General features: G+C 49.4%; 19 protein-coding genes and 3 tRNA genes. 6 read left to right on the top strand and 16 right to left on the bottom strand.

All coding sequences use genetic code 11. From position 1 onward, the window contains the following. Nucleotide 1 precedes the first annotated feature (1 nt). The 15 genes from HMPREF9446_RS13670 to HMPREF9446_RS13600 all read right to left on the bottom strand — a co-directional run bounded on the left by HMPREF9446_RS13670 (nucleotide 2) and on the right by HMPREF9446_RS13600 (nucleotide 14192). Nucleotides 2–1990 (bottom strand): fructose-bisphosphatase class III, encoded by a 1989-nt coding sequence (locus HMPREF9446_RS13670; protein ID WP_009126297.1) that lies wholly within the window; start codon nucleotides 1988–1990, stop codon nucleotides 2–4. A 48-nt stretch (nucleotides 1991–2038) separates the two neighbouring features. Further along, nucleotides 2039–3703: a putative transporter gene (locus HMPREF9446_RS13665; protein WP_009126296.1), complete on the bottom strand. Its 1665-nt coding sequence runs from the start codon at nucleotides 3701–3703 to the stop codon at nucleotides 2039–2041. A gap of 93 nt (nucleotides 3704–3796) precedes the next feature. Then, nucleotides 3797–4816, bottom strand: a complete 1020-nt coding sequence (locus HMPREF9446_RS13660; protein WP_009126295.1) for an inorganic phosphate transporter — start codon at nucleotides 4814–4816, stop codon at nucleotides 3797–3799. Between the two features lie 13 nt (nucleotides 4817–4829). Next, nucleotides 4830–5477, bottom strand: coding sequence for a DUF47 domain-containing protein (locus HMPREF9446_RS13655; RefSeq protein WP_009126294.1), 648 nt, complete (start codon nucleotides 5475–5477; stop codon nucleotides 4830–4832). 18 nt (nucleotides 5478–5495) lie between these two features. Beyond that, nucleotides 5496–6146: a DedA family protein gene (locus HMPREF9446_RS13650; protein WP_009126293.1), complete on the bottom strand. Its 651-nt coding sequence runs from the start codon at nucleotides 6144–6146 to the stop codon at nucleotides 5496–5498. 84 nt (nucleotides 6147–6230) lie between these two features. Next, complete coding sequence (locus HMPREF9446_RS13645; RefSeq protein ID WP_009126292.1) at nucleotides 6231–6644, bottom strand: hypothetical protein; 414 nt, start codon at nucleotides 6642–6644, stop codon at nucleotides 6231–6233. 119 nt (nucleotides 6645–6763) lie between these two features. Continuing rightward, nucleotides 6764–7816, bottom strand: a complete 1053-nt coding sequence (locus tag HMPREF9446_RS13640; protein WP_009126291.1) for a class I fructose-bisphosphate aldolase — start codon at nucleotides 7814–7816, stop codon at nucleotides 6764–6766. Between the two features lie 147 nt (nucleotides 7817–7963). Then, a tRNA-Glu gene (locus HMPREF9446_RS13635) sits at nucleotides 7964–8038 on the bottom strand. 14 nt (nucleotides 8039–8052) lie between these two features. Beyond that, nucleotides 8053–8125 (bottom strand) — tRNA-Lys (locus HMPREF9446_RS13630). A 6-nt stretch (nucleotides 8126–8131) separates the two neighbouring features. Then, nucleotides 8132–8218, bottom strand: a tRNA-Ser gene (locus tag HMPREF9446_RS13625). Between the two features lie 129 nt (nucleotides 8219–8347). Continuing rightward, nucleotides 8348–9445: an AMP-binding protein gene (locus HMPREF9446_RS13620; RefSeq protein ID WP_009126290.1), complete on the bottom strand. Its 1098-nt coding sequence runs from the start codon at nucleotides 9443–9445 to the stop codon at nucleotides 8348–8350. Beyond that, nucleotides 9442–10503, bottom strand: a complete 1062-nt coding sequence (locus HMPREF9446_RS13615) for an o-succinylbenzoate synthase (protein WP_009126289.1) — start codon at nucleotides 10501–10503, stop codon at nucleotides 9442–9444. The genes HMPREF9446_RS13620 and HMPREF9446_RS13615 overlap by 4 nt, the downstream gene beginning before the upstream one ends. Nucleotides 10504–10526: 23 nt before the next feature. After that, nucleotides 10527–11348 carry a 1,4-dihydroxy-2-naphthoyl-CoA synthase gene (gene menB / locus HMPREF9446_RS13610; RefSeq protein ID WP_009126288.1) on the bottom strand — a complete coding sequence of 274 codons (822 nt, stop codon included), beginning with the start codon at nucleotides 11346–11348 and terminating at the stop codon, nucleotides 10527–10529. A gap of 28 nt (nucleotides 11349–11376) precedes the next feature. Further along, the gene (menD, locus tag HMPREF9446_RS13605; protein WP_009126287.1) at nucleotides 11377–13041 is read right to left on the bottom strand and encodes a 2-succinyl-5-enolpyruvyl-6-hydroxy-3-cyclohexene-1-carboxylic-acid synthase; all 1665 of its coding nucleotides are present in this window, start codon (nucleotides 13039–13041) and stop codon (nucleotides 11377–11379) included. A gap of 20 nt (nucleotides 13042–13061) precedes the next feature. Then, nucleotides 13062–14192: an isochorismate synthase gene (locus tag HMPREF9446_RS13600; RefSeq protein ID WP_009126286.1), complete on the bottom strand. Its 1131-nt coding sequence runs from the start codon at nucleotides 14190–14192 to the stop codon at nucleotides 13062–13064. 79 nt (nucleotides 14193–14271) lie between these two features. Here HMPREF9446_RS13600 and HMPREF9446_RS13595 point away from each other — a divergent pair, with 79 nt between their 5' ends. The 6 genes from HMPREF9446_RS13595 to HMPREF9446_RS13570 all read left to right on the top strand — a co-directional run bounded on the left by HMPREF9446_RS13595 (nucleotide 14272) and on the right by HMPREF9446_RS13570 (nucleotide 21761). Next, nucleotides 14272–14856 (top strand): Crp/Fnr family transcriptional regulator, encoded by a 585-nt coding sequence (locus HMPREF9446_RS13595; RefSeq protein ID WP_009126285.1) that lies wholly within the window; start codon nucleotides 14272–14274, stop codon nucleotides 14854–14856. Nucleotides 14857–14962: 106 nt separating this feature from the next. Continuing rightward, on the top strand, nucleotides 14963–15898 hold the full coding sequence (locus HMPREF9446_RS13590; protein WP_039969620.1) for a tyrosine-type recombinase/integrase: 936 nt from the start codon (nucleotides 14963–14965) through the stop codon (nucleotides 15896–15898). Between the two features lie 500 nt (nucleotides 15899–16398). Continuing rightward, nucleotides 16399–17802, top strand: coding sequence for an undecaprenyl-phosphate glucose phosphotransferase (locus tag HMPREF9446_RS13585; protein WP_009126282.1), 1404 nt, complete (start codon nucleotides 16399–16401; stop codon nucleotides 17800–17802). A gap of 54 nt (nucleotides 17803–17856) precedes the next feature. After that, nucleotides 17857–18654, top strand: coding sequence for a polysaccharide biosynthesis/export family protein (locus tag HMPREF9446_RS13580; RefSeq protein WP_009126280.1), 798 nt, complete (start codon nucleotides 17857–17859; stop codon nucleotides 18652–18654). A 15-nt stretch (nucleotides 18655–18669) separates the two neighbouring features. Continuing rightward, on the top strand, nucleotides 18670–21078 hold the full coding sequence (locus HMPREF9446_RS13575; protein WP_009126279.1) for a GumC family protein: 2409 nt from the start codon (nucleotides 18670–18672) through the stop codon (nucleotides 21076–21078). Nucleotides 21079–21218: 140 nt separating this feature from the next. Beyond that, the gene (locus HMPREF9446_RS13570; protein ID WP_009126277.1) at nucleotides 21219–21761 is read left to right on the top strand and encodes a UpxY family transcription antiterminator; all 543 of its coding nucleotides are present in this window, start codon (nucleotides 21219–21221) and stop codon (nucleotides 21759–21761) included. Between the two features lie 497 nt (nucleotides 21762–22258). Here HMPREF9446_RS13570 and HMPREF9446_RS13560 read toward each other — a convergent pair whose 3' ends face one another. Then, nucleotides 22259–26143, bottom strand: a complete 3885-nt coding sequence (locus HMPREF9446_RS13560; RefSeq protein WP_009126274.1) for a hypothetical protein — start codon at nucleotides 26141–26143, stop codon at nucleotides 22259–22261. Between the last annotated feature and the right edge of the window lie 5 nt (nucleotides 26144–26148).

Raw genomic sequence — 26148 nt, 5'->3', positions numbered from 1 at the left:
CCTATTGTTTCTCCTTAATGAATCCCGTCCTGTACGCCACCAACAGTTTCTTCAAATCCTCTATCTGGGTCACGAGTTCCATTCCCTTGTCAGTATCCTTCACCATCATACGTTGGGAATTGAATTCTATGACAAAGGTGGTGGATTTGATGTCCTGTCCTTCCTCTATCGCTTTCTGACGGCTCTGGAAGGGTTCATGCTGCACCAACTGCAAGCCATGTGAATGATATACCAAGGTATAGCCCGCAATTCCCGTCTCCGGCTGATAGGCCTTTGAAAAACCGCCGTCAATTACCAACAACTTTCCATTGGCCTTGATGGGCTTTTCTCCCTTGATGGTCTTCACCGGAACATGCCCGTTGATGATATGCGAATGAGGTCCGGGCTCCACACCGAATTCATCGAGGATGCGGTCACAGACCTCCGCCTCATTGCGCAGGGAATAGTAATGTCCCTTGGTCTCTTTATGCAATGCTTTATCTGCGATGAAATAACGTTCAAACGTCGCCATCTTGTCCTTGTCGAAAGAAGGAGCATCCGGCCCGCACCACATATACCATACATAGTCCAACGCAAACTGCTTCTTGTCAGAGTTATCTTCGTCAAAATAGGCGGTACGTATCAGTTGGTCCGTTTTCTGCAACAGCTTGTGCCCCCAATATTCTTTCTTTCCGATGCGGACCTGCTTAAAACTACCGTCAGCATTCAAAGGCACTGAAGCATGATACAGCAGGTTACTGTTGCACACCAGATACATTCCGCCGTATGTGAACAGACAACGCATGTGCTTCTTCAGTTTCTCGCTGTTCATGAAAGAAGTGTGAATCCTGTGCACCAGTTCACGCTCCTCGTCCGAGAGGCGGTACGGGGCAGCGGGATCAACGGTCGGAAAGTGGGTATCACGCAACGGATACTCTTTCCCCTCATATACAAATACGCCCCGTTCAAAGTCGATCTTGTGCAACAGCTTGCGGTCCTCCATCCCAAACTCCGGACGACGGCTGATAATCTCCGCTTCCAGTTTGAACTGGATGACGGTAATCGCCTTATGCATCTGCGTAATCAGTCTTAAAGTCTTCTCATTGTATTCTCCGTCCGCAAAATTCATCTTCGGCGCAAAGATCGTACAAGGATCGTCTCCATACGTATCCATTGCAAAAGTAGCAAGCGGCAATAGATTGATACCATACCCGTCTTCCAAAGTCGCCAGATTGGCATACCGCAAAGACATACGGATGACATTGGCTATGCAGGCATCATTGCCCGATGCAGCTCCCATCCACAAGATATCATGGTTACCCCACTGAATATCAAAGTTATGATAGTCACAAAGCGTATCCATGATAATATGCGCACCCGGTCCGCGGTCATAAATATCACCCACGATATGCAAAGAGTCGATAGTCAGGCGCTGAATCAAGTTACACATGGCGACTATGAAATCGTCAGCACGTTTGGTCGAGATGATTGTACTGATAATCACATTAATATAAGCATGTTTGTTGGGCTCTATGCTCGACTCGTGCAATAATTCCTGAATAATATACGAGAATTCTGCCGGAAGCGCCTTACGCACTTTAGAGCGCGTATATTTGGAAGAAACATTCTGGCAGACCTTCACCAGCTGGTTCAGGGTAATCAGGTACCAGTCATCCAAATCCGTCTCCTGTTCCTTTATCAGCTGCAACTTCTCCTCCGGATAATAGATCAGTGTACAGATCTCCTTTTTTTCACTCTCACGCAAGGTATGCCCGAAAATCTCGTTCACTTTACGCTTTACGGCACCCGACGCATTTTTCAGGACATGCTGGAAAGCCTCATATTCACCGTGTATATCCGTGAGGAAGTGCTCTGTACCTTTTGGCAGATTCAAGATTGCTTCCAGATTGATGATTTCCGTACTGGCATCCGCTATAGTAGGAAAACTGCGTGACAATAATTGCAAATAACGCAGGTCATTGACAATACTTTCCGGAGTTATATTTCCCATAATATCATTTAAATTTACAATTTTAAGCTTTACGACTGAACCGGCCTGTCAGCCGATGAGGAACATCAGCAGGACTTGCGCTATGATTACCCGCAAAAACATGCATAGCGGATAAACCGTAGCGTAGGCCACAGACGGATTATCACCGGGAATGGTATCATTGGCATAGTTCAATGCCATCGGGTTCGCCATACTTCCGCACAACATTCCTGCCGTTGTCCCGAAGTCCACCTTCATCCCCTTGAAAGCCACAATTCCCATAATCAATACAGGGATTACCGTCAGTGCAAAACCGACGCCTATCCACATCAACCCTTCCGGACGGAATACCGTATCAAAGAAATGGGCACCCGCATCCAGCCCCAAACAGGCCAAATAGAGGGAGAGTCCCAATGCACGGAGCATCAGATTTGCACTTCGTGTCGTATAAGTTACCATGTGCATTCTCGGCCCGAACGTACCGATAAGGATTCCTACGATGATGGGGCCGCCTGCCAGTCCCAGTTTCACCGGGGCACTGATGCCTGGAATGGAAATAGGAATGGCTCCCAACGCCAGTCCCAGAATGATACCTATAAATACGGCGACAAGGTTAGGCTCTTTCAGACTCTTGACGGCATTGCCCAACACCTTCTCCACATTCTGAATGGCAGCCGCCTCTCCCACTACAGTCAAGCGGTCACCCAACTGCAGGGTAAGCTCAGCAGTGGCAAGCAGTTGTACCCCGCTACGATACACCCGGCTGATATTGATTCCATAATGGTTGCGCAGATGCAAAGACCCCAACTTCTTACCGTTCAGTTCCGGCCGCGTCACTACAATGCGTTGTGAAATCAGCTGGCTGTCTATCGCATTCCAGTCTATATCCTCCTTGTTCCAGTCCGTATGTTCCTGCTCACCGAAAAGCACGGTCAATGCAGGGGCATATTTCTCAGAGGTTACCACCAGCAGGCGGTCACCTTCCCTGATCACTTTTTCGGAAGTGGGAATGCTCACATTCCCGTCCCTCCACAGACGGGAAATTACGAATTTCGGATAATTCAGTCCCCCGATTTCCTTGATACTCTTATTAAAAATAGCGGGATTATGTACTTGGAATGCAGCAATATAAGTTTTGTTCGCATCCTCTTTTTCATTCAGTTCCAGATCCTCTTTACGGGTCAGCAGCTTACGGATAACCAGTACCGCCAAGATCACTCCCACTACTCCCAACGGATAAGCCACCGCACATCCCAATGCCGGAGTACTGGCTTCCAGCCCCATCTGTTTCAAGGTCTGCTGCGCGGCTCCCAGCGCCGGTGTATTAGTCGTGGCGCCACAAAGAATCCCCACCATATCAGGCAGGGAGATTCCTAAACTGTAGCTGCCTAGTACCGTCATCAGCGTACCTATCAATACGACACCCGATGCAAGCATGTTTAGTTTCACTCCCCCGCTGCGGAATGAACTGAAAAATCCGGGACCGACCTGCAAGCCCAGTGCATAGACAAAAATAATCAATCCGAAACTTTCCGCATAATTCAGCATCTGCGGGTCGATGGACAAGCCGAAATGCCCGGCAACAATACCGGCAAAAAAGACAAATGTCACTCCCAGGGAAATGCCGCAAACATGTATTTTTCCCAACCCCAATCCAATGGCGGAAATCAACGAAAGCACTACAACCGCTTGCAAAGCGGAGTGTTCAACAAACAAACTATACAACCAGTCCAAAGTGTATTCAATTTACAGTTTCAGGCTGCAAAGATAGAAAGTATCTACCGAGGTCAAAAATATTAAGCAAGAAACATTGTTAACATTTAAAATCTACCCCAGGAAAAAAGCCACGACAAGATAAACAGCCGCCGCCAGCAATCCGCTCACCGGAATGGTCAGTACCCAGGCAGTCATCAGATTCTTGGTAACTCCCCAACGGACCGCCGACAGCCGCTTGGTGGCTCCTACCCCGATGATGGCTCCCGTAATGGTATGCGTCGTGCTCACCGGAATCTTCAGATATTCAGTCAGATACAAGGTAAAGGCACCGGCTGTCTCTGCAATGACTCCTTCCAGAGGGGTTACCTTGGTGATTTTGGTTCCCATCGTCTTTACAATTTTCCATCCACCGGACATCGTACCCAGTGAAATGGCCGTAAAACAGGAAAACGCCACCCAGTCCGGCAAGTCATTAATGCTGTTTATCCCCATTCCCAACCCTTCGGAATGTCCCGCTATCATGGCAGCGGCAATGATACCCATCACTTTCTGGGAATCGTTCAAGCCGTGTCCGATGCTGAACAGAGCCGAAGAGACAAGTTGCAGTTTCTTGAACCAGAGTTCGGCAGCATGGGGATGTGCCCGTTTGCAGACATAAAGCACCAGCAGGGTAAATCCGAACGCAATGACCATACCTATCAGAGGAGCCAGGAAGATGAAAGCCGCAATTTTCAGGATGATATTCATCTGGATGGCCTCAAAACCGTGAGCCATGATGGCTGCTCCCGCGAAACCGCCTATAAGGGTATGCGACGACGACGAAGGAATGCCTTTCCACCACGTAAACAAGTTCCAGACAATGGCAGCTATCACTCCCGCCAAAATGATGGGTAATGTAATGTAGGGTTCCACTACCGTTTTCGATACGGTATTGGCTATGCCAAAGCCTCCTATGACGCATTTGGCTATGAAGAAAGCTACGAAGTTAAAGAAAGCAGCCCATATCACAGCCTGAAAAGGGGTCAGTACTTTCGTAGATACAATAGTGGCTATTGAATTCGCCGCATCGTGAAAACCGTTGATATAATCAAATATCAGAGCCAATACGATGATAATCACTAATAGTTCCATGTGGTGTGCCTGTTTATGCGTATTTCACAATCAAACTTCTCAATATCTTGCCCACATGCTCTGCGGCATCGGTCGTCTTTTCCAGCTCATATACAATCTCCTTGACCTTGATGAGTTCGATGCAGTCTTTCTCCTCCTCAAAAAGCCGGGTGATGAAGAACTCATACACATCGTCCGCCTGGTTTTCAATGTCATGCATTTTCGAACAATACCCGCGCAAGGTATTCGGATTCTTACGGAAAGTCTCAAGCTCGTCCATTGCCTTGACAATGCATTCCGCCTCTTGCTGAATCATACGGCTCAGTTCCTTCCCGCTTTCGGAGATGGGGTGCGGGTTATAGATGGCAATACGTTTTGCGCAGCTGTTTATGCCGTCAATCACATCATCTATACTTGAAGCCAGGTCATGAATGTCCTCACGGTCAAACGGTGTGATGAAAGTAGTTCCCAGTTCGTCCAGAATCCGGTGGGCAAGCTTGTCCCCCTCACGTTCCATATCCTTGATCCGCTTATAGAAACCGGTTCTTTCTTCAGGAGAGTCATGTTTCAGGCTCTCCACTAAAAGTTCCGACGAAGCAGCCAGTATTTCAGACAATTGTTTCAGCAAAGGAAAAAACTTGGGTTCTTTGGGTGTAAACCTGCTAAAAAAAGAATTTTTCATAAATGTGTATATTTAAAATTATTTCGTTTGTTTACGGTTTTTCAGACGGGCGCGTACCACCTCGGCCACGGCGGGCAATACCGACACCACTATAATGGCGACAATCAGCAGTTTAAGATTCTCCTGTACAAAGGGAAGGTCTCCGAAGAAATATCCCGCGTAGCAGAAAATGACAATCCACAACGCCCCGCCCGCCAGATTGTACAGCATGAAATAGTAATAGTGCATCTTGCCCATCCCCGCCACAAACGGGGCAAATGTACGGACGATGGGTACAAAGCGTGCAAGGATAATGGTCTTGCCGCCATACTTTTTATAAAACTCATGTGTTTTCTCAAGATGGCTCTGCCTGAATATCCTGGAATCGGGATTACCGAACAGCTTCCTCCCGAAGAAATGCCCTATCATATAATTGCAGGAATCGCCCAGAACAGCGGCAGCAAACAAAATCAAGGCCAGCACATTTACCTCGACAGGCATATCGGGCTGTGCGGCAATGGCACCTGCCACAAACAGCAGGGAGTCCCCCGGCAGAAACGGTGTAACCACCAGACCGGTTTCACAGAAAATAACCAAGAACAAGATGACATACGCCCAGGTATGGTATTCTTGTACAATATCAATCATATACTGATCGACATGAAGAATGAAATCCAATAAAAAATCCATTTTGTATCATTTATCAGTGCTTACATAAAAACAAGAGAAAGGCGCAAAGAGATAGAACCCTCTTTGAAAAAAGAAAGGAAAGCACTAAATAAGGATACGCCTCAAGGTATAGACATAATACCTGTAAGAGAAGTTGAAAGAATTTATGCCGAATGAAAAGGAAGTCATTTTCTCTTCGGGAAGCAAGGTCTTCAGAGACCTCACGATTCTGGCAGTGATCGAGGCTGTATGGTTCCTCAATATCTTGGAAGGAGAGGTACAACGGAACGAAAAGTTATTTCCGATACTGGCATGGTCTGCCTTGTCATGGTAAGATTCATGTTGCACTCCGGACGCATACTGCTTGAAGTCCCCCTCCGATAGGATATACCGTTTTTCGGGAGCATGCCGTGCGTCCATGGTATGTAGCACCTTGCATTCCTTTATATCACCGGAAGCCGACACCACCTTCGATATAAGGAACAACCCTAACAACATATAGAAGATATACTTCACCATAGCGGGCGCAAATATAAAAAGTATTTTTCAAGAGAAGAAACCATTCAAACTTTTATTTTCATCTTCTCTGAAAAGAAAACAGGGTGCGTTCACCTCACGCACCCTGTCCTCTTTCACTATTACGCTATCGTTATCGTCCGGTCCAGATACACATCCTGTATTGTATTCAGCAACTCCACGCCCTCCTTCATCGGCTTCTGGAAAGCCTTTCTGCCACTGATCAGCCCCATTCCGCCGGCACGCTTGTTGACTACAGCCGTGACAACGGCATCTTTCAAGTCGGATGCTCCGTGCGATTCACCGCCGGAGTTGATAAGCCCCACACGTCCCATATAGCCGTTGGCCACCTGATAGCGGCAAAGGTCAATCGGATGCGTGGTGGTCAGTTCGGAATATACCCTCTCGTCGGTTTTCCCGAAATGAATGGCCGTGAAACCGCCGTTATTGGTAGGAAGTTTCTGTTTCACGATATCCGCCTTGATGGTGACCCCTATATGGTTTGCCTGTCCGGTAAGGTCGGCCGCCGTATGGTAATCCACCCCACTGTTTTTGAAGTCATTGTTCCTCAGATAACACCACAGGATAGTTGCCATCCCCAGTTCATGCGCATATTCAAACGCCCGGGCCACTTCCACAATCTGGCGGCGGCTCTGTTCGGAACCGAAATAGATGGTTGCACCTACGGCTACAGCTCCCATATTCCAAGCCTCCTTGATTGTACCGAACATAATCTGGTCGTATGTATTGGGATAAGTCAACAATTCATTGTGATTCAGTTTCACGACAAACGGTATCTTATGCGCATACTTACGGGCTACCGCCCCCAACACCCCAAAGGTAGACGCTACCGCGTTACAACCGCCTTCGATTGCCAGCTTTACAATATTCTCCGGATCGAAATACGCCGGATTGGGCGCAAATGAAGCACCTGCGGAATGTTCTATCCCCTGGTCAACCGGTAAAATAGACACATACCCCGTATTCGCCAGCCGGCCATGTCCGTAGAGCGCCTGCAGACTGTTCAAGGTACGTACATTCCTGTCTGAATCCACCCATATCCGGTCCACCATATCCGGTCCGGGAATGTGGATGTTCTTTTTATCTATGGTCTTACACGTATGGTCCAGGTAGTACTCCGCCTCCTGTCCCAACAAATCAATTATTTTATCCATAAGCTAATGTTTTTATAGATTTATACTCATGGACTTACAACAAAGCAGAAGGACGGAAAGTTCTTGAACATGCGGGAAAGCTGTCCGGAGAGGGAAACAAAAAAGCGGCCAACCTTTTTATCAGTCAGCCGCTTTTTGTTTTTCCATTGGTAGTGGGTACGGGAATCGAACCCGTATGTCATGCGTGAGAGGCATGTATCCTAACCGTTAGATGAACCCACCATCGCATTTCTTAGTACACCCTCAGGGATTCGAACCCTGGACCCACTGATTAAGAGTCAGTTGCTCTACCAACTGAGCTAAGAGTGCAATTCGCGGAAGCTGGGGGATTCGAACCCCCGGTACGGTAACCCGTACGTCAGTTTAGCAAACTGGTGGTTTCAGCCACTCACCCAAACTTCCTTTTTGATAACCAGCATTTCCTCTCAAATGCGGTGCAAATGTATGGCAAACTTTTGGACTGTGCAAATCTTTCCATGATATTTTTTTCAGAGTTTTTCGTAAGACAGAGGTAACACGTTAACACTCAAATCATAAAAAGAGATTTTTTTTTGCAATATTTTTTGCGGTGGCTCTGTCCGGCTTCCCGGTTCCGGTCAACGGTATCCGGGAAACCCGGACAATACGCTTGGGACGCCAGTACGCCGGCAAGGCACGTTCATATATCTCATCAAGGTTTTCCGGTATCCGCCCCTCTATCAGCAATACGATAATCTCCCCGAATTTCTCATCGGGGACCGAAGTGACCAAGAACGGTTGGGCTATATGTCCCTTCAAGGCATCCTCCACCTGTTCTATCTGTATCTTCACTCCGCCGCTGTTCACCGTATTGTCTTTCCGTCCCAAGATGCGGAACTGCCCGCAGCCATTCATCTCGACAATATCGTTCGTCACCAGTTCCTTTTCACATACACGGGGAGCATGTATGACAAGAGTCCCATCCTCGCTTAAACGGATATCCACCCCTTCAAACGGGGTGTACCAGCCGGAAGCTCCGGACCCGTTCAGCCTCCGCAAGGCAATGTGGGACAAAGTCTCCGTCATGCCGTAAGTGGACCAGACAACGTTGGGCAGTTCCTGCAACTCCTCCGCCAGCCGGTCGTCAATGGCTCCCCCGCCAATGATAAGAGACTTTATTTGCCGCAATACCGCCTTTTCTCCGGGCACTTGCAGGGAGTTATAGACCTGCATCGGTATCATGGCGGCAAATACAGGAGCCTCCGCCAGATCTTTCAGCGGATGTCCCGAAGGAGTGACCGGCAACAGGTCGAGCCCCGCCACCAGGCTGCGTACCACCACCATCTTCCCTGCAATATACTTCAAGGGCATGCAAAGTAAGGCAGTGTCCCCCTCCCGCAATCCCAGGAAAGAACAAGTAAGGCAGGCGCTTGCCATCATACGCCCCTTCTCCACCCGCATCTCCTTGGGCGTGCCCGTAGATCCGGAAGTATGGACAAGCAAGGTGTCCTCCCCGTCAAACCATCCGGCAAGAAACGAAAAAAGCTCCTGCCTAAAGTCCGGAGCAGCGGCAGGCATCCCTCCTGCCCGTTCCCTGATTTCCCATCCGGAATAACGGACGCCATCTATCAGAATCGTTTGCCGGGCTATATCCGTACAGTAAGCCCTCATCGTTCCAGCCAGTTTAAGATATCCGGCTCCTGTCCTTCGGGATCAAACCAAAGGCAATCCCCTTGAATGGACAACGGGAAGTCGATATTGTCCGTAAACAGCAGCCCCGTTCCCAATCCCTGGGGAGAGGAAGGCTGCAAAGTCGCACACCACTGTGCAATCGCGTTCAAGCCAACATTCGATTCCAAGGCCGAAGTAATCCAGAAACCGATTCCCCTTTCTTCAGCCAACTCTATCCACTCTTTCGAGCCGCTGATGCCTCCGTGCAGGGAAGGTTTCAGTATAATATACCGGGGACGTATCTTCTCCAGAAGCTCTATCTTCTGCTCCCGTCTGTTGACACCTATCAGTTCCTCATCCAGGCCAACAGGCAAGGGAGACGATGCACAAAGTTCCGCCATCTCCTCCCACTGTCCCGCACGGATGGGCTGTTCTATGGAATGCAGGTGAAATCCGGAGAGACGCTGCAATTTACCGGGAGCCTCCGCCGGAGAAAAGGCCCCGTTGGCGTCCACGCGCAACACAATCTCCTCGGGAGTGAAATGTTGGCGGATATGCGCCAGCAACTCCAGTTCTTTCTCAAAATCAATGGCGCCTATCTTGAGTTTGATGCACCGGAAACCGTTCCGCATCTTTTCCTCGATCCGCCGGTACATCTCGTCAAAGCTGCCCATCCAGATCAAGCCATTGATAGGGATTCCCGCCTTTCCTGCGCCGAACGGAGTATCCCACAGCCGCAGGCTCCGTGCCCGAAGATGCTGCAACGCGGTTTCCAGCCCGAACAGAATGGAAGGGTAAGGAAGCAACGCCTCCCGGTCTATCTCCCCCGTTTCCTCCAGCCTCTTGCAGGCATTCGCCAGGATTTCGTCATAACCGGGCACATCATCACAACTCAAAGCCGGTAACGGTGCACACTCTCCCACCCCATAGGCATGGGTTCCGGTATCGGCAAGAAGCACATACCACACATTCCTTACGGTATATATCCCCCGTGACGTACCGGCAGGTTGCTTGAAGTGCAACCGCTTCTTTATAATTCTAGTCTGATAAGCCATCATATCTAAAGACAAACCCCATGGGCTTATGGAAATTTAGGATAATCCTTGAATCTCGGCTTGCGCTTCTCCAGGAATGCCTTTCCGCCTTCCTGCGCTTCCTCCGTCATATAATAAAGCATGGTGGCGTCTCCGGCAAGTTCCTGTATCCCCGCCTGGCCGTCCAGTTCGGCATTCAGTCCGGCCTTAATCATACGAAGGGCCAGCGGACTGTGTTCCATCATCTTTTCAGCCCATTCCACGGTCTCGTCCTCCAGACGCTCCAAAGGCACCACCGTATTGACCAGCCCCATCTCCAATGCTTCCTGTGCCGAATACTGGCGGCAGAGGAACCAGATTTCACGTGCTTTCTTCTGTCCTACAATACGTGCCAGGTAAGAAGAGCCGAATCCGGCATCAAAACTTCCCACCTTAGGACCGGTCTGCCCGAAAATGGCATTCTCCGAAGCGATGGTCAAGTCGCACACCACATGAAGCACATGGCCGCCGCCTATGGCATATCCGTTCACCATAGCGATGACGGGCTTCGGCAACGAACGGATCTGCTTCTGCACATCCAGCACATTCAGACGGGGCACACCGTCCGTCCCAATGTAACCTCCATGCCCTTTCACGTGCATGTCGCCTCCGCTACAGAAAGCCTTGTCACCGGCGCCCGTCAACACCACGACATTGATGTCCTGGCACTCGCGGCAGTAATACAGCGCATCACTGATTTCCGATGTGGTGGTCGGCGTAAAGGCATTACGGTAACGCGGACGGTTAATCGTGATTTTCGCAATCCCGTTATAAAAGTCAAACAGTATATCCTGATACTCCTTGAGGGTTGTCCATTCTCTTGTTTTCATTTTTAATTTAATTAATTTGTTGTATCACTTATGTGAGGCTATGATAATACTCCCTCAGCAGGGCAGTATCCTTTTCCTTGTCCGTAAATACCTCCAGTATCATAGGCTTCGGGGCAGCCCCGGAGGCAGTAAAATCCTTCATCGCCTCTTCCAGCTCCCCTTCCTCCGTCACCTTCCTATAGATGAAGCCTCGTTCTTCCGCCCATCCTTTGGCGGTAGTCCGGTGTTCGGCAGTGATAAACTCGCGTGAACGGCTTGCCCCATCCATGCCCGGCAAGGTATGGAATATCTCACCGCCCTCGTTGTTCAGTAACAGGATGCGGATATTGGCACTGTAATTCCGGTTCCAGAGCGCATTCATGTCATAGAAGAAGCTCAAGTCACCTATGACGATAAAGTTCAGTTTATCCGAGGCGGCTGCATAGCCGATGGCTGTAGAGAGCGACCCTTCTATCCCGTTCACCCCGCGGTTGCAACAGACCTCCACATCCGGTGAAACCGCAAACAACTGTGCATACCGCACGGTCGAGCTATTGGCCAGATGCAAGGCAGACGGTTGCGGCAACGTCCGGATCAGTTTCCCGATGACAGCCATCTCCGAATAAGGAAGTTCCGGCTCCGGAATGGTCTTGCAGTAATTTTCCCACATCAGCGGATAGCTGATGGGCCTGTTGTCCAGCAGGAAAGCTATCTTTTCCAGGAATTCAAAGGGATCCATCTCGATGACCGTAGTCAGGCAACCGTACAAATCGGCTATTTTCCCGTCGGCGGCAATGTGCCAGTGTTCACGGGGCGGGTGGTTACGCAGATATTTCTTCAACTGCTTGGACACGATATGCCCGCCATACGTAATCAGTATTTCGGGCGCCAGCTCGTCCTGCCGTTCGGGAGTCATGGCATACACCGCAGCATCGAAATTCTTGATGGGAATGCCCGGAACCGTCCGGTTACCCAGATGTTCCGTCAACCATGTAAAATGCTTGTATAGCGGTTTCGTATATTTCTTCTCGAACAGATAAATCAGATTCATCTGTCCCACCACCACCATGCGCTTGTTATACTTGTTCAGACGCTCTATCAACCCATTGTAGTCGCGGTCATAAACACTCAGACCCTGATAGCGGGTAATGACGCGCACCTCGGGCAATGCCTTGGCCGTGAAACGGTAGATAGGTTCGGATATCGGCACATTGATATGCACAGGTCCTTTTCCATGATGCGTCGTCTCCAGTATCGCCTCGTTTATCAGCCGGTTGCAGAACCACTCCTCTTCCTCCGTCTGTACCTCCGGCAGGTTGACCGACAACTTGACCAACGAACCGAACACCCCCGGCTGTGGCAATGTCTGCCCGTCCATCTGCCCTATCCAGGCAGCCGGACGATCGGCGGAAATAACAATCAGCGGAACTTGCTGGTAGAAAGCCTCCGCCACGGCGGGATGCAGGTTCAGCAGCGCCGAACCTGAAGTACAGCAAACCGCCACAGGTCCACCGCCCTGCAAGGACAAGCCAATGGCAAAGAATCCGGCACTCCGTTCATCCGTCACCGGATAGCAGATAAAATCCTCCACATTGGCCAATGTATGCACGATAGCCGCATTGCGGCTACCCGGACAAAGCACCACTTTCCTCACACCATGCGCTTTGAGCAGTGCGACCAGCTGAAGTACATTTTTCTTATTCGAATAATACATTGGAGATAATTAATTTTGAATTATGAATTTTGAATTATTCTTCTCATCGTCTTCATCTTCTCTCCCGTCTCTTCCCATTCCGGCCCCACTTCCGAACGGGGCAGGATTCCTCCTCCGGCATATAGGGTTGCTCTGCCGGAGCCTATCTCCATGCAGCGCAGATTGACGTAAAGGTCCGTATGCCCTTCGGGATCCAGCCAGCCTATGAAACCGGAGTAATAGCTGCGGTCGTAGCCTTCGTTATCCTGTATGAACCGGAAAGCCTCTTCCTTCGGCAATCCGCATACGGCGGGAGTGGGATGCAGTTCCTGCAACAGGTTCCCCAGTCCGCCGGTATCCTTCAGCAGGAAAGAGAAATCCGTCTTGAGATGCACCAATTGACCGGCACGGGCTGTATATGGACCTTGCTCTGTCATCCCGTCTCCGAATCTCCCGACAATCCGGCGGATATAATCGGCCACACAACCCTGTTCCTCCCTGTTCTTGCTGTCCCATTCCGTCGGCATTACCTCCTCCTTCATCGGCATGGTGCCCGCCAACGCCACCGTGTGCCATTCACTGCCATAGCCGCTCAGCAATATTTCCGGAGTGCTCCCCATCCAGGTACCGGACACGGGAGTATGGCATAAATAAATCATCATACGCGGATAGCTGTTACAGGCGCGGACAAATGCATCCAACGGTGAGAACCCGTCGCTGACAGCCTGCGTATCCGCACGCGACAGAACCAGTTTCTGAAAGCGTTTCTCCCGCAACGGAGTGATAAAACGCTCAAAAGCTTCCGCATATTTCCTTTTACCGGTTTCTTCCGGTAACCCGGGCAAAGGTCGCCTTTGCATATAACGGTGCGCCCGTATGGCATCCGTACATTCCGGTAAAGAGAGCGCCTTGCCTATTTCATCCCAACCGCAGGCAGTCACCTCCGGACGGACCAGCACCAAAGGATGCTCGCCGGACTGCCGGAAAGGAGCCATCACAAATCCTTTTTTCCCGTTCAGGCTTTCGATATTTTCAGGCCGTTCCACCTCACCCGACGCCTGCAGGACAAAACGACATTCGTCAGTCCACGGCAAGCGGTACAAGGCAAAACTCAAATGGCTATGTGCCAAGCCATCCACTAAACCCTGTATATAAGTATCTGGTAGATTCATTTCATTATTCCTTCAACAAAATGGCAAAAATACACTTTTTTTAGTACCTTTGCCAAGCAAAACGAACAAATTTGGCATTATGGATGCATTATTGAAAGAAACCGTAAATGCTGTCGTCAATTCACGCTATCCGGGTATGGCTCTTGAAGGCAGAAAGCTGATAGAGGAAATACTCATTCGCAAAGAAGTGGAAAAAGGAGACTTGCTCCTCAACGAGGGACAAGTCAGTCATCATATTGTCTTTGTCGGTAAGGGAATGTTACGCCAATTCTATTATAAAAACGGCAAAGATGTAACCGAACATTTTTCATACGAAGGCTGCATCGTCATCTGTATTGAAAGCACCCTGAAACAAGAGCCCACCCACCTCATGATCGAGGCGCTGGAACCCAGCGTCGTTTATCTGTTGCCCTACAACAAGCTGCTGACTCTTACTGAAATATCATGGGAAATAAACATGTTTTATCGCAAAATACTGGAATATTCACTCATCGTTTCACAAATCAAAGCAGATTCCTGGAGGTTTGAAACGGCACGCGAACGCTACAATCAACTTATGGAGCATCAACCGGAAGTTATCAAGCGGGCACCTCTGTCACACATCGCGTCCTATTTACTGATGACCCCGGAAACATTGAGCCGGGTGCGTTCGGGCATACTGTAGCATCCCTGTCTGCCCGAAGCTTCATAATCCCAATAGATCGTCATTCCGGTGAAAACATTTCACCGGCAGGCTTGTTATGCAATACTAATTCATTAAAAATCAGATTATGAAGACTATATATACTTACGCATATTCTCTGATAACAGAGGCCAAACAGACCGGACGCTACAGTACCGCCGGCATTTACACCAGCACCATCAACAGTTTTATCCGTTTCGCCCAAAATGACGAACTTACCTTCGACGCCCTCACCCCCGGATTCATCAAGAAGTATGAAGAATACCTGTTGACCGAGGGCCGCCGCCATAACACCATATCCGCCTATATGCGCATGCTCCGTTCCATATCCTACCAGGCAGCCGAGCAAGGCATTCCCTTCAAGGTATCGGTGGAAGAACTGTTCGAGTTTGTATTCACCGGTTACGAACCTACCGTCAAGCGTGCCGTCCCTCCCGCCATTATCCGCAAACTGGCGCAACTCGATCTAGACAACCGGCCTGCATTGTGTTTCAGCCGTGATATTTTCCTGCTGAGCTTTTATCTCCGGGGAATACCTTTCGTCGATCTCGCCCATCTGCGCAAGACCGATGTCAAGTACAACACCATCCATTACTATCGCCAAAAGACGCGCCAACAACTTTCTGTCTATATCGAACCCTATGCCGGGCAAATATTGCGCAAATACCAAAAGAGAGCCGAAGACTCCCCCTACCTGCTGCCCATCCTGTCTTTCTCGGGAGAAAAAGGATACAAGCAGTATAAAAGCGCTTTACGGCTTTACAACGAACATTTACACCGCCTGTCCAAAATGATCGGCATGAATACCCCACTGACGTCATATGTCGCCCGGCACAGTTGGGCCACGACGGCCAAAGAAGAAGGAGTGGCAATTTCCCTCATCAGCGAAAGTTTAGGCCACACTTCGGAAAAAGTTACCCATGTTTATCTCGCCTCCTTTAATAACAATGCAATGAGTAAAGCCAACAGGAAAGTAATTGCAACGATTCATTCTGATAAAAACAAAAAAAGAAGAAAAAAATAATTGTAAAGTATTTACACAAAATAAAACTTACTTCCACTACGAATTATCATTCTCTTACTTACAAGGTAAGAGAATCTATTTTCCCGGCAGCAAAGGTATAAAAAAATATAACTACTTCACAATAATTACGATTAATTTTCAAAGCATATACCATATTGGAAAATGGCTATGTGTATATTGTACAATATATTTATGTAGTTATTTATACTTACATTTTAAAAGAGTGAAAACGCATGTTGACATAGCTGTACTTTTAAGAAACGAAGTATTTTTTTCTTTTGTTACAATCACCTCTATTATCTGTATAAATACGTCTTGAATATGCATTGAGATAACTTATGACAGTTTGTTATCATTCTCTTACCTTGTAAGTAAGGGAATGATTTTTTTCCATTACCTTGTAAGTAAGAGAATGATTAAACAAACAAAGTGAACACAGCCGCCTTCTCGTTTCTTTTTTCAGAAAAGGACAAGGAGTTGACTGAAAATACCATTTCAGCATGAAACAAGTTCTTCGTTTCAACAAGATCATTAAGTCTGTCATCATAGCCGGTGACTTGTGCCTGTTAAATCTTATTTTCATCTCGCTATATCATGTATTCAGTGACCAAACACTGGGCAATGGATTTATCCATTCATTGCCCCAGCTTTTGGTATTGCTGAATTTGGTTTACCTGCTATGCAATTATTCCGGTGGTGTCATCCTTCACGAACGCATCGTGCGCCCCGAACGCATCGTACGCCGTGCGATGCGCAATACCAGCCTGCACGCCCTCGTATTCATCAGCTTAATCACCCTAGCGGATATAGGAGCCGTCTCCGTCCGTTTCTTCGTTTGTTTTTATTGCATTTTCTTTATCACCCTCGCAACCTATCGACTCACATTCAGACATATACTAAAGGAATACCGCAAGCATGGCGGCAATTCCCGCTCGGTCATATTGGTCGGCAGCAACAACAATATGGCCGAACTCTACCGGGAAATGGCAGGAGACCCTACCACCGGATTTCGCGTCATAGGTTATTTCGCCGACCTTCCAACCGAACTTTTTTCTGACAACGTTTCTTATTTAGGAAAACCCGCGGAAGTCGTTCCGTACCTGCAGACGCACCCTACAGAGCAGGTCTATTGCTGCCTCCCGTCAGCGCGCGACCACGAAATCATCCCCATCATTAACTTTTGCGAAAACCACATGATACGCTTTTTCAGCGTACCCAATATCCGCAACTACCTGCATCGCCGCATGCACTTCAAGATGTTCGGCAATGTACCCGTGCTCTGCATCCGCGAAGAACCGCTGGCACAGGTAGAGAACCGCCTGATAAAAAGGTTATTCGACCTTATCTTCTCGGGACTCTTCCTTTGCACCCTGTTTCCCTTTGTCTATCTGATAATAGGCACCGCCATCAAGGTTACCTCCCCCGGCCCCATCTTCTTCAAGCAAAAGCGGAGTGGAGAAAACGGCAGGGAGTTCTGGTGCTACAAGTTCCGTTCCATGCGTGTCAACAAAGACAGCGACAAAATACAGGCAACCGCACACGATCCCCGTAAGACACGGTTGGGCAACTTCCTCCGCAAGACCAGCATCGACGAACTGCCCCAGTTCATCAACGTTTTCTTGGGGCAGATGTCCGTGGTAGGTCCACGCCCCCACATGCTGAAGCATACCGAGGAATACTCCAAGCTGATAGACCAATACATGGTAAGGCACCTCGTAAAACCGGGAGTCACGGGATGGGCGCAGGTTACCGGCTTCCGGGGCGAGACCAAAGAGCTCTGGCAAATGGAGGGCCGTGTACAGCGCGACGTCTGGTATCTGGAGCACTGGACCTTCCTGCTCGACATGTATATCATCTACAAGACGGTAAAGAACGCCATACAAGGAGAGAAAGAGGCATATTAGCCCCCTGTACATACGAATTCCATATCCCATGCAAAACTGTAAAAATACACATAAATGAAAAAGAGAAGTATCATTATCCTGCTGGCGACAGCCATGCTTGCAAGCTGCCAGTCCTACAAGAAGGTACCCTACTTGCAGGACAACCCGGTCATCTCCACAGAACACCATGAAACAACGTCCCTCTATGATGCCCGTATCATGCCCAAGGACCTGTTGACCATCGTAGTCAGTTGCCCGGAAGAGCCGGAATTGGCAGAACCGTTCAACCTGACCGTATCTACCCCTGTCAGCAATACCGGCAACAAATCATTGACTTCACAACCTGCACTACAACAATACCTGGTTGACAACCAGGGCAACATCGATTTCCCGGTTTTAGGAACCATACATTTGGGAGGACTGACCAAAGGTGAAGCCGAACAGTTGGTCAAAGACAAACTCGCCCCCCAGTTCCACAGGGCACCCATCGTTACCGTCCGGATGGTCAACTACAAGATTTCAGTCATCGGAGAAGTGGCGAGCCCCGGCACCTTCACCATCTCCAACGAGAAAGTCAACCTGTTCGAAGCCCTTGCCATGGCAGGAGACATGACCATCTACGGCATCCGCGACAATGTCAAGCTTATCCGTGAAGACAATGCCGGCAAAAGGGAAATCATCACGCTCAACCTAAACGACACGGATATATTGCAATCTCCCTACTACTACCTGCAACAGAACGACATTGTGTATGTCACTCCCAACAAGACCAAGGCCAAAACCTCCAACATCAGCACCAGCACCACCATCTGGTTCTCTGTAGTAGGCTCTTTAGTGTCTTTGGCAAGCCTTATCATCGCCATCACCAAATAAGAAACAACCCTGATTATGAAAGAAGACATCTACGACGACTTATTCGAAGAAAAAGAAGAAAAGACGGATTACCAGGCCGTCCTTTTCAAATACATCATACGCTGGCCCTGGTTTGTCGCTTCCGTCATCGTATGCCTCGCCTGCGCCTGGCTCTACCTGCAATATACCACTCCGATATATAACATCAGCGCCTCCATCATCATCAAGGATGACAAGAAAGGCGGCAGTGCCGGCAGCGACCTCAGTGTTTTCGAAGGCATGGGAATCATCAACACCAACAAGAACATCGACAACGAGATTGAAATACTCCGCAGCAAGTCTCTGGTAAAGAAAGTAGTCAAAGAGTTGGGACTCTATATCAACTATTCAGCCAAAGGCAGTTTTCACCATGTCGAGTTATACGGTAACTCTCCTGTACTTGTCCAATTCTCGCCCGAAGACGCCGAACATCTGAGCGCCCCTATCCTGCTCACAATCAACCTGCTTCCCGACGGTAAATTGGACGTCAACGCCAACATCAACGACAAGGATTTCAGCAAGCATTTCGACCGGCTGCCCGCCGTCTTTCCCAGTGAGGCCGGAACTTTGACCTTCCTGCCCAACCCGGAACAGGCCTCCAAAGAAAACGAAACAATCAATGTCACTATCGTAAAACCCCTCGGAGTGGCCAAAGGCTACGTCAGCGCACTCTCCATAGAGCCTACCAGCAAGACCACCTCCGTAGCCGCCGTCTCTCTGAAGAACACCAACCGGAAGCGCGGCGAGGACTTTATCAACAAACTGATAGAGATGTACAACCGCGACGCCAACAACGACAAGAACGAAGTAGCCCAAAACACCGCGCGTTTCATAGACGAGCGCATTGCCGTCATCAACCAAGAATTGGGTACCACAGAGCAGGAACTGGAAAGCTTCAAGCGCAGCGCCGGACTGACCGACCTCAGCAGCGACGCCCAGCTTGCCGTCAGCGAAAAATCCGAATATGAAAAGCGCTGCGTAGAGAACGGCACCCAACTCAACCTGGTAGAATATCTGACCGACTACCTGAAGAAAGCGGACAACACGTCCGTCTTGCCCGCCAATGTCGGCCTCAACGACGCTGCCCTCACCGGATTAATCAACCAGTACAACATGCTGATCCTGGAACGCAACCGCCTGCTCCGTTCTTCATCGGAAAGCAATCCCGTCATCCGGAAGCTGGACAGTAACATACAAGACATGCGCACCAACCTGAATACCGCCATTGCCAGCGTACACAAAGGCCTGCTCATCACCAAAGCCGACCTCGACCGGCAGGCGGACAAGTTTGCCGGACGCGTCAGCAACGCCCCCGCACAGGAACGTCAGTTTGTCAGCATCCAGCGCCAGCAGGAAATCAAGGCGGGACTGTACCTGATGCTGTTACAGAAACGCGAGGAAAACAACATCACCCTCGCCGCTACCGCCAACAATGCCAAAATCATTGACGACGCCCTTGCCGACGGATTTCCCGTATCTCCCAAAAGCAGGACAATCTACATGATCGCTCTGATTCTCGGCTTCGGCATCCCCGTAGCCGTCATCTACATATTGAATCTCCTCAGCTTCCGTATCGAAGGACGCTCCGATGTAGAACGGCTGACCAGTGTCCCCATCATCGGCGACGTGCCGCTGACCGAACAGCCGGAAAGCCACGCCCACGCCATTGCCGTACGCGAAAACGACAACGACATCATGGCGGAAACTTTCCGCAGCCTACGTACCAGCCTGCTCTTCATGATGGGAGATCCCGAGAAGAAAGTCATCCTTGTCACCTCTACCATGAGCGGCGAAGGAAAAACGTTCATCGCCTCCAACCTCGCCGTCAGCCTTGCCTTGCTGGGCAAGAAAGTCATACTGATCGGACTGGACATCCGCAAACCGGGACTGAACAAGGTATTCCAAATTTCGCACAAGGAAAAGGGCATCACCCAATACCTTGCCTCCCCCCAAAGCACCGACCTGCACACCTTGATACAGCCTTCCAACGTCACCCCGAATCTCAGCCTCCTGTTCGGTGGCGTCATTCCGCCCAACCCTACAGAGTTGCTGGCACGCCAGGCACTGGAAGACGCCATCCGTACGCTTCGTAAAGAATATGACTACATTGTCATGGACACCGCCCCCATCGGCATGGTGACCGACACCCAAATCATCGCCCGCGTAGCGGACGCCAGCATCTACGTATGCCGTGCCGACTACACTCACAAGAATGACTACCAACTCATCAACGAACTGCAGGAACGCAAGCGTCTCCCCAATTTGTGCACAGTCATCAACGGGCTCGACATGAAGAAGAAAAAGTACGGCTATTATTATGGCTACGGCAAATACGGAAGATACTACGGCTATGGCAAGAAATACGGCTATGGATATGGTTACGGAAGTGAAGCCGGAAAGCAATGACCCTATGATATTTCCCCATAAGTCCGGAACCCCATACAAAGTGCATCGCTGTCCTTTGTATCCGGTCTTATTTTGTTTGTTTGCAATGTGTACCGGCAACAAAGCGTTGTTGCCGGACACATTTTTAAAATCTTAGGAATATGCCGAATACCACGAATATAAACAGTAAATCGCCTTCTCCCCGCCAATGGCTGGTAGCCTATGTACAGTCTTGCCTCGAAAAGAAGACTGCCCAACGGCTCACCGCCATGGGCATAGAGTGCTACCTGCCTGTGCAAAACGAGATCCATCAATGGAGCGACCGCCGCAAGAAGGTAGAGCGTCTGGTCATTCCGATGATGATATTTGTGCACGTCAGCCCCCAGGAACGTCCTTTGCCCCTTACCCTGCAGGCGGTCAGCCGCTATATGGTATTGCGTGGTGAAAGCACCCCCGCCATCATTCCCGAAGAACAGATGGAACGCTTCCGGTTCATGCTGGACTACAGTCCGGAAGTGGTGGAGATATGCAGCACCCCGTTGGCACAGGGAGATGCGGTAAAAGTGATAAAAGGCCCGCTGGCAGGCCTGGAAGGCGAGTTAGTCACCCTTAACGGGAAAAGCAAGGTGGCCATCCGGCTGGATATGCTGGGCTGCGCACATGTGGATATGCCGATAGGGTTCGTGGAGAAGAGAGATTATTAACGAGCAAATGAGAACTACATATTATATCCGATCAAAGGACTACCAATAGATGCAATTTCCCCAATAACTTCATCCTCAAAATTCAAATTCCAAAGCGTTACATGAAACTCTGAAGTATTGGAAGTAAATTCCGGTGCACGGTAATCTGAAAGATGTTCATAATGCTTGTTTAATCACCAGCAGTAGGCGCATTTTTGAGCAAACTTCAAAAAACGTGGCTTGTCAACGGCACCTTTTTCCCGAATTCCCCACAGGCTATTATTCATCACACACAAGACTCCTCTATGTTTGTGGATAATGATAGGTACAATTATCTCCTCCATCGCCAATGAAGATTATAACATTGTGATGATTGACGAATGTGACAACGGCCTGTATTACAGCACGCATAAATTGATGTGGAAAACCCTGCTGAAATTTATAAAAAGACACGATTTTTTCACAATTACAATGAAGAATGCATGCATTTTGACACACCTTCATTGAGATACAGGAAATTATTTTACATCCTGCACACCGCGCACATAAAACAAGGTTCCGCCGTCGGCGCCCGAATCGGTTCCGGGCATACGGTAGATAGTGTTTTCGCGGAGTATCCATACCGGATAGTCGGTAGAACCGGAACCAAGATTGCCGCAGGTGGTTCCCGCCACTATCGCTCTGCTGCCATGGTTAGTATCACTGCCGAAGAACCATGAGTTAGGGAATGCCATAGTGAGTATGGCTGCTTCCCTCAAGTTGGGGATACGCCAGTGATGGAGGTCGGAACCGTCGTTATCCTCTCTGTACAGGTAGGCAAGACTTTCCTCCGCACCTCTGTAATAAAGATCGGAGTTCGGCTTGAACTTGTCGGGCGACCATTGTCCGCTCATCTGATACCATGTACGCGGAATCCCGTCTATTTTAGGGTTTCTGTCATAATTGCTCGGGTTGGTGTACGAGTTATATCCCACCTTGTTTTTGGCAATGCGGAATTCGCGGTACAGCCAGTTCTGCTTCTCCTCATGGGTGTGAGCCGTAAGTTCACCAATGCTCAAAGGCTCTCTGAAGGCATCCATGTTCATCTTGTCCAGTCGCACATAATAGGTCTTGCCATCCACGCGCTGCTCTCTGGGTACAGGCTCGCCGTTCCGGGTATGCGATATTACAAACAGGTCGTCTTGAAGAAGGGTGTTCTCCGTCATCTTGTCGCCTGTAAATGCGGCTCCCGAACTTTCCGCTCCATGCATACTGAGCATTCTCGCCATACGTATACCGTAATATTGCTGTGCGTTTCCGCCTCCGTATTTTCCTTTGGTACAGCCCTCTTCCGCCCAGAAAGTGTTTGCTTTGCCGGCAGTGCCGGTGCTGCTCATAAAGTGTACGATGTCCACTCCTTTCAGCCAACTTTCAGTGCCTTTGTATTCCACGGCAATATGCTTTTCGAACAATGGAGAGTCGAACACCGGACGGCCTCCGAGAAAGCAATAGGTATATTGGTCAATGGCGGGCACGAACCAGCGTATCTCTTCCGGGTCCAGTTTCCCGTTGCGGTTGAGGTCTCTGTTGCGGGTATATACAGCCCACTGCCCTCTGCGGTTCTTCCTGTTGCCGTCTATACCGTTGTCGTTTTCTATGACTTCGTATGTGGGGTACTGGTCGTAACATTTTGCGGTGAAATAGTCTGCCGCCGTTTCCCAGTCTATAACACGATTCGGACTGTCTTTATATTTGTTGTACCACAGCATCGTGTTGTACAGACCGTTCACCATCGATGTCTTGTCAGCCTCGAAGTACTGGTCGTTGGTGTAGTTGTTCGGCTTGTCGCTCTTGTATTGCGCACGGAACTCGTCCACACGCTCTATCCCGTATGCCACGTTTGCTATCACCTGCCCTCCGTAGTTGTCGGTGGCATAGTGTGTCTGTATGGACGACTGCATGACTACCAAATGCGAATTGGTGTACCAGCTCTGTTGGTCGGCACTAATCTCGTCCACATCCATAAAGAAAAAGAGCTTGCGTCTGTCCTTGTTGCAGAAATCCTTCCAGTTGAGCTGTGCGTTCGTAACCGGATTGAAGTCGTAGTAATATTCATCCACGAAAATGGTGAACGTCATGCTGCTATTCTCTTTCGGCTGTCCGCTTGCTTTCCAGTCGGCAAAAGACCTCCACACCAGTTTGGCAAACTCATAGCAGTTGAGCAGATAGTGCTTGTGAGTGGCATCCTTATCTTGCGTAAGGGTTATTTTGTCTGTTCTGTATGTCTGCTGATTTTCGTATCCTCCGTATGTGTCCGAGTATTCCACACCGTTTCCCGTCACAGGGTCTATCATCGATTGCGAAGGATTGTTCAAGTCTCCGTGCCATGCAAAGTGAATCCAGTCCATGTCCCATCCTCGTATGGAAGTCATTTCGTTTCCGTCCTTGTCGAACAATCCGTATTCTCCGTCCGGTCCTCTCTTCAGCGCCACTCTCTTTTCCTGAAAAGGAGTGGAAATGGCAAATCCAAAACCTTTGTCGAGGTCGAAAGGCATGGCGGTGAAATCCACCGTATAGTTTACAGCGGTAAAATGAGAGTCGAGGTCATATAAATGTCTTGAGTCTACCACCTGCCCTTCCGCACCGGGCTGGTTTTCCTGTTCGTATATGTTTCCTCCGTCCTCGCGCGTAGCCTCCAACTTGATGTTTTCCGCCCCTGCCACTTTCAGCGTGTAGGTGTAGTGATGGTTTCGTATCACGTTGTAGTCATTCAGTTTGTTCTTGAACTTGTCGAAATCCTTCAGTTCGTCACCCTTTGGACAAGGGGCGTCGGTAAGGTTGAGATTTCCTCCTCCCACATATCCCAAGTGGACATAATATATAACCCATGCCGCACGGGTTGTCTTATGTGCTTCCTCCGGTGTTGCCACAGGTACCTGTCCCTCACCCCAGTAGGGATATTGGTCTATCGGGTGAGACTTATCGTATATCATGCTATGAGGGTCATCCTTGATGCGTTTCTCCGGCTCTTGCGGATTGTAGTAATATCCTTTAATCTTCACGTAAGTGGCATCGTCGGGCGCATTGGCAAAGTCACCGTTAATCACGGTCAGGGTGTCGTTGTCCTGTCCGGGATGTTCCGGGTCGTATGGCTCATCCTTGTCATCCCCATGCGCATAACTCTTGCCTTTCAGCTCTCGCATACCGTATGCAAAGGAGGAGAACTTATTGGGATATTTTACTGCGAACGAGTCCGTAACCTCCTGTGCCGTCACAGCCTCTCCGTTTTTCAGTCCATATTCCTTGTTATATTGTGCGGCAATGGCCTCCGCATCCAGCACCGCAGCACCTTTTCTTTGGCCTGCCGGTCGGGATTTTGCCTGATAGTTCTCGAACTGATAGTAGGTAAACTCCCATCCTCCCCCGTCTGATTCGGTCAGGTCTCGTTTGAACTCCTTGCTGTTGCCAAGCATCTTATCCGGCACATGCCACTCCCTTGCCTTGAAGCTCCACAGCGGATACTGCTGTCTCGGCAGATTGAAGACCTGCCACGAGGTAAGACGGAAATACGCCCCATCGGTAGAAGCCAGTGTTCCCGCCGACTGTATCTTTACGGTCACCTTGGTGTCCAGACGGTTTACGAAAAGTCCCGCCGCTTTTCCTTTCTCGTTTTCATGCCCCATCAGGCGGTAAGGTTCACTTGTCTTTGCATCATACAGGGTAAGCTTGTCATTGGCTTCTGCCTTCATGGTGACGAAAGGAAACTCGGTAGGCTCGTCCATAAAGTTGTACAAGTCCGCAGTACGGAAAAATCCGCTCATAAGGTGGTGTCCCTGCATACGCTCCACGTTCACCTCCTGTTTGTCGTTCACTTTCAGACGAGCCACCACGTCGCGCAGATAGTAGAGTGACGTTACCGTATCGCACATCTCTATCATGTCTGCCTCGTTTTCCACTCCCTGCATGTTGGAGTAGCCCAGATTGGCAATGGCATAAAGCTGTGCCGTCTGGCAGCTCACGGCAGGTATGGTGATTTCCGTTACCTTATATTTTTGTCCCCCCTCCGTAATATCGGACAAATTGTGCATCACATCCGAGAAAAACTTTCTGGCTATGACGGGACATTGCTCGGGAGGAACACTTCCGTCAGGGTTCTTGCGGTCTATCACAAACAGATACAGCGAGTGAATGTGCTGGTCGGAAGCCTCGTCGGATGAGGCACGAGCATTTACTTCCACACTGCTGTAAGTGTCGGGTGCGATGGACAAGGTGAGTTCTCCCTCTATACCCTCCACCACTTCCAAAGGGCTTCCTCCCCCTTCTGTCTGCGGCATAAAATCGTCATGGCATGAAGCCGCGAACATACATAACAGTGCCAGTGCAGGCAGTATTCTTACAGGTATCATTGAGATTAATTTCTTCATCGAAG

The organism is Bacteroides fluxus YIT 12057, assembly GCF_000195635.1.
Lineage (GTDB): Bacteria > Bacteroidota > Bacteroidia > Bacteroidales > Bacteroidaceae > Bacteroides > Bacteroides fluxus.
This window is presented reverse-complemented; position numbering and strand designations above follow the sequence as displayed.

Excerpts from the sequence above, each read along its gene's own strand:
- HMPREF9446_RS13670 (WP_009126297.1), bottom strand. The coding sequence starts at position 1,990 with ATGGGAAATATAACTCCGGAAAGTATTGTCAATGACCTGCGTTATTTG.
- HMPREF9446_RS13660 (WP_009126295.1), bottom strand. The coding sequence starts at position 4,816 with ATGGAACTATTAGTGATTATCATCGTATTGGCTCTGATATTTGATTAT.
- HMPREF9446_RS13655 (WP_009126294.1), bottom strand. The coding sequence starts at position 5,477 with ATGAAAAATTCTTTTTTTAGCAGGTTTACACCCAAAGAACCCAAGTTT.
- HMPREF9446_RS13650 (WP_009126293.1), bottom strand. The coding sequence starts at position 6,146 with ATGGATTTTTTATTGGATTTCATTCTTCATGTCGATCAGTATATGATT.
- HMPREF9446_RS13645 (WP_009126292.1), bottom strand. The coding sequence starts at position 6,644 with ATGGTGAAGTATATCTTCTATATGTTGTTAGGGTTGTTCCTTATATCG.
- HMPREF9446_RS13640 (WP_009126291.1), bottom strand. The coding sequence starts at position 7,816 with ATGGATAAAATAATTGATTTGTTGGGACAGGAGGCGGAGTACTACCTG.
- HMPREF9446_RS13620 (WP_009126290.1), bottom strand. The coding sequence starts at position 9,445 with ATGAGGGCTTACTGTACGGATATAGCCCGGCAAACGATTCTGATAGAT.
- HMPREF9446_RS13615 (WP_009126289.1), bottom strand. The coding sequence starts at position 10,503 with ATGATGGCTTATCAGACTAGAATTATAAAGAAGCGGTTGCACTTCAAG.
- menB (WP_009126288.1), bottom strand. The coding sequence starts at position 11,348 with ATGAAAACAAGAGAATGGACAACCCTCAAGGAGTATCAGGATATACTG.
- menD (WP_009126287.1), bottom strand. The coding sequence starts at position 13,041 with ATGTATTATTCGAATAAGAAAAATGTACTTCAGCTGGTCGCACTGCTC.
- HMPREF9446_RS13600 (WP_009126286.1), bottom strand. The coding sequence starts at position 14,192 with ATGAATCTACCAGATACTTATATACAGGGTTTAGTGGATGGCTTGGCA.
- HMPREF9446_RS13595 (WP_009126285.1), top strand. The coding sequence starts at position 14,272 with ATGGATGCATTATTGAAAGAAACCGTAAATGCTGTCGTCAATTCACGC.
- HMPREF9446_RS13590 (WP_039969620.1), top strand. The coding sequence starts at position 14,963 with ATGAAGACTATATATACTTACGCATATTCTCTGATAACAGAGGCCAAA.
- HMPREF9446_RS13585 (WP_009126282.1), top strand. The coding sequence starts at position 16,399 with ATGAAACAAGTTCTTCGTTTCAACAAGATCATTAAGTCTGTCATCATA.
- HMPREF9446_RS13580 (WP_009126280.1), top strand. The coding sequence starts at position 17,857 with ATGAAAAAGAGAAGTATCATTATCCTGCTGGCGACAGCCATGCTTGCA.
- HMPREF9446_RS13575 (WP_009126279.1), top strand. The coding sequence starts at position 18,670 with ATGAAAGAAGACATCTACGACGACTTATTCGAAGAAAAAGAAGAAAAG.
- HMPREF9446_RS13570 (WP_009126277.1), top strand. The coding sequence starts at position 21,219 with ATGCCGAATACCACGAATATAAACAGTAAATCGCCTTCTCCCCGCCAA.
- HMPREF9446_RS13560 (WP_009126274.1), bottom strand. The coding sequence starts at position 26,143 with ATGAAGAAATTAATCTCAATGATACCTGTAAGAATACTGCCTGCACTG.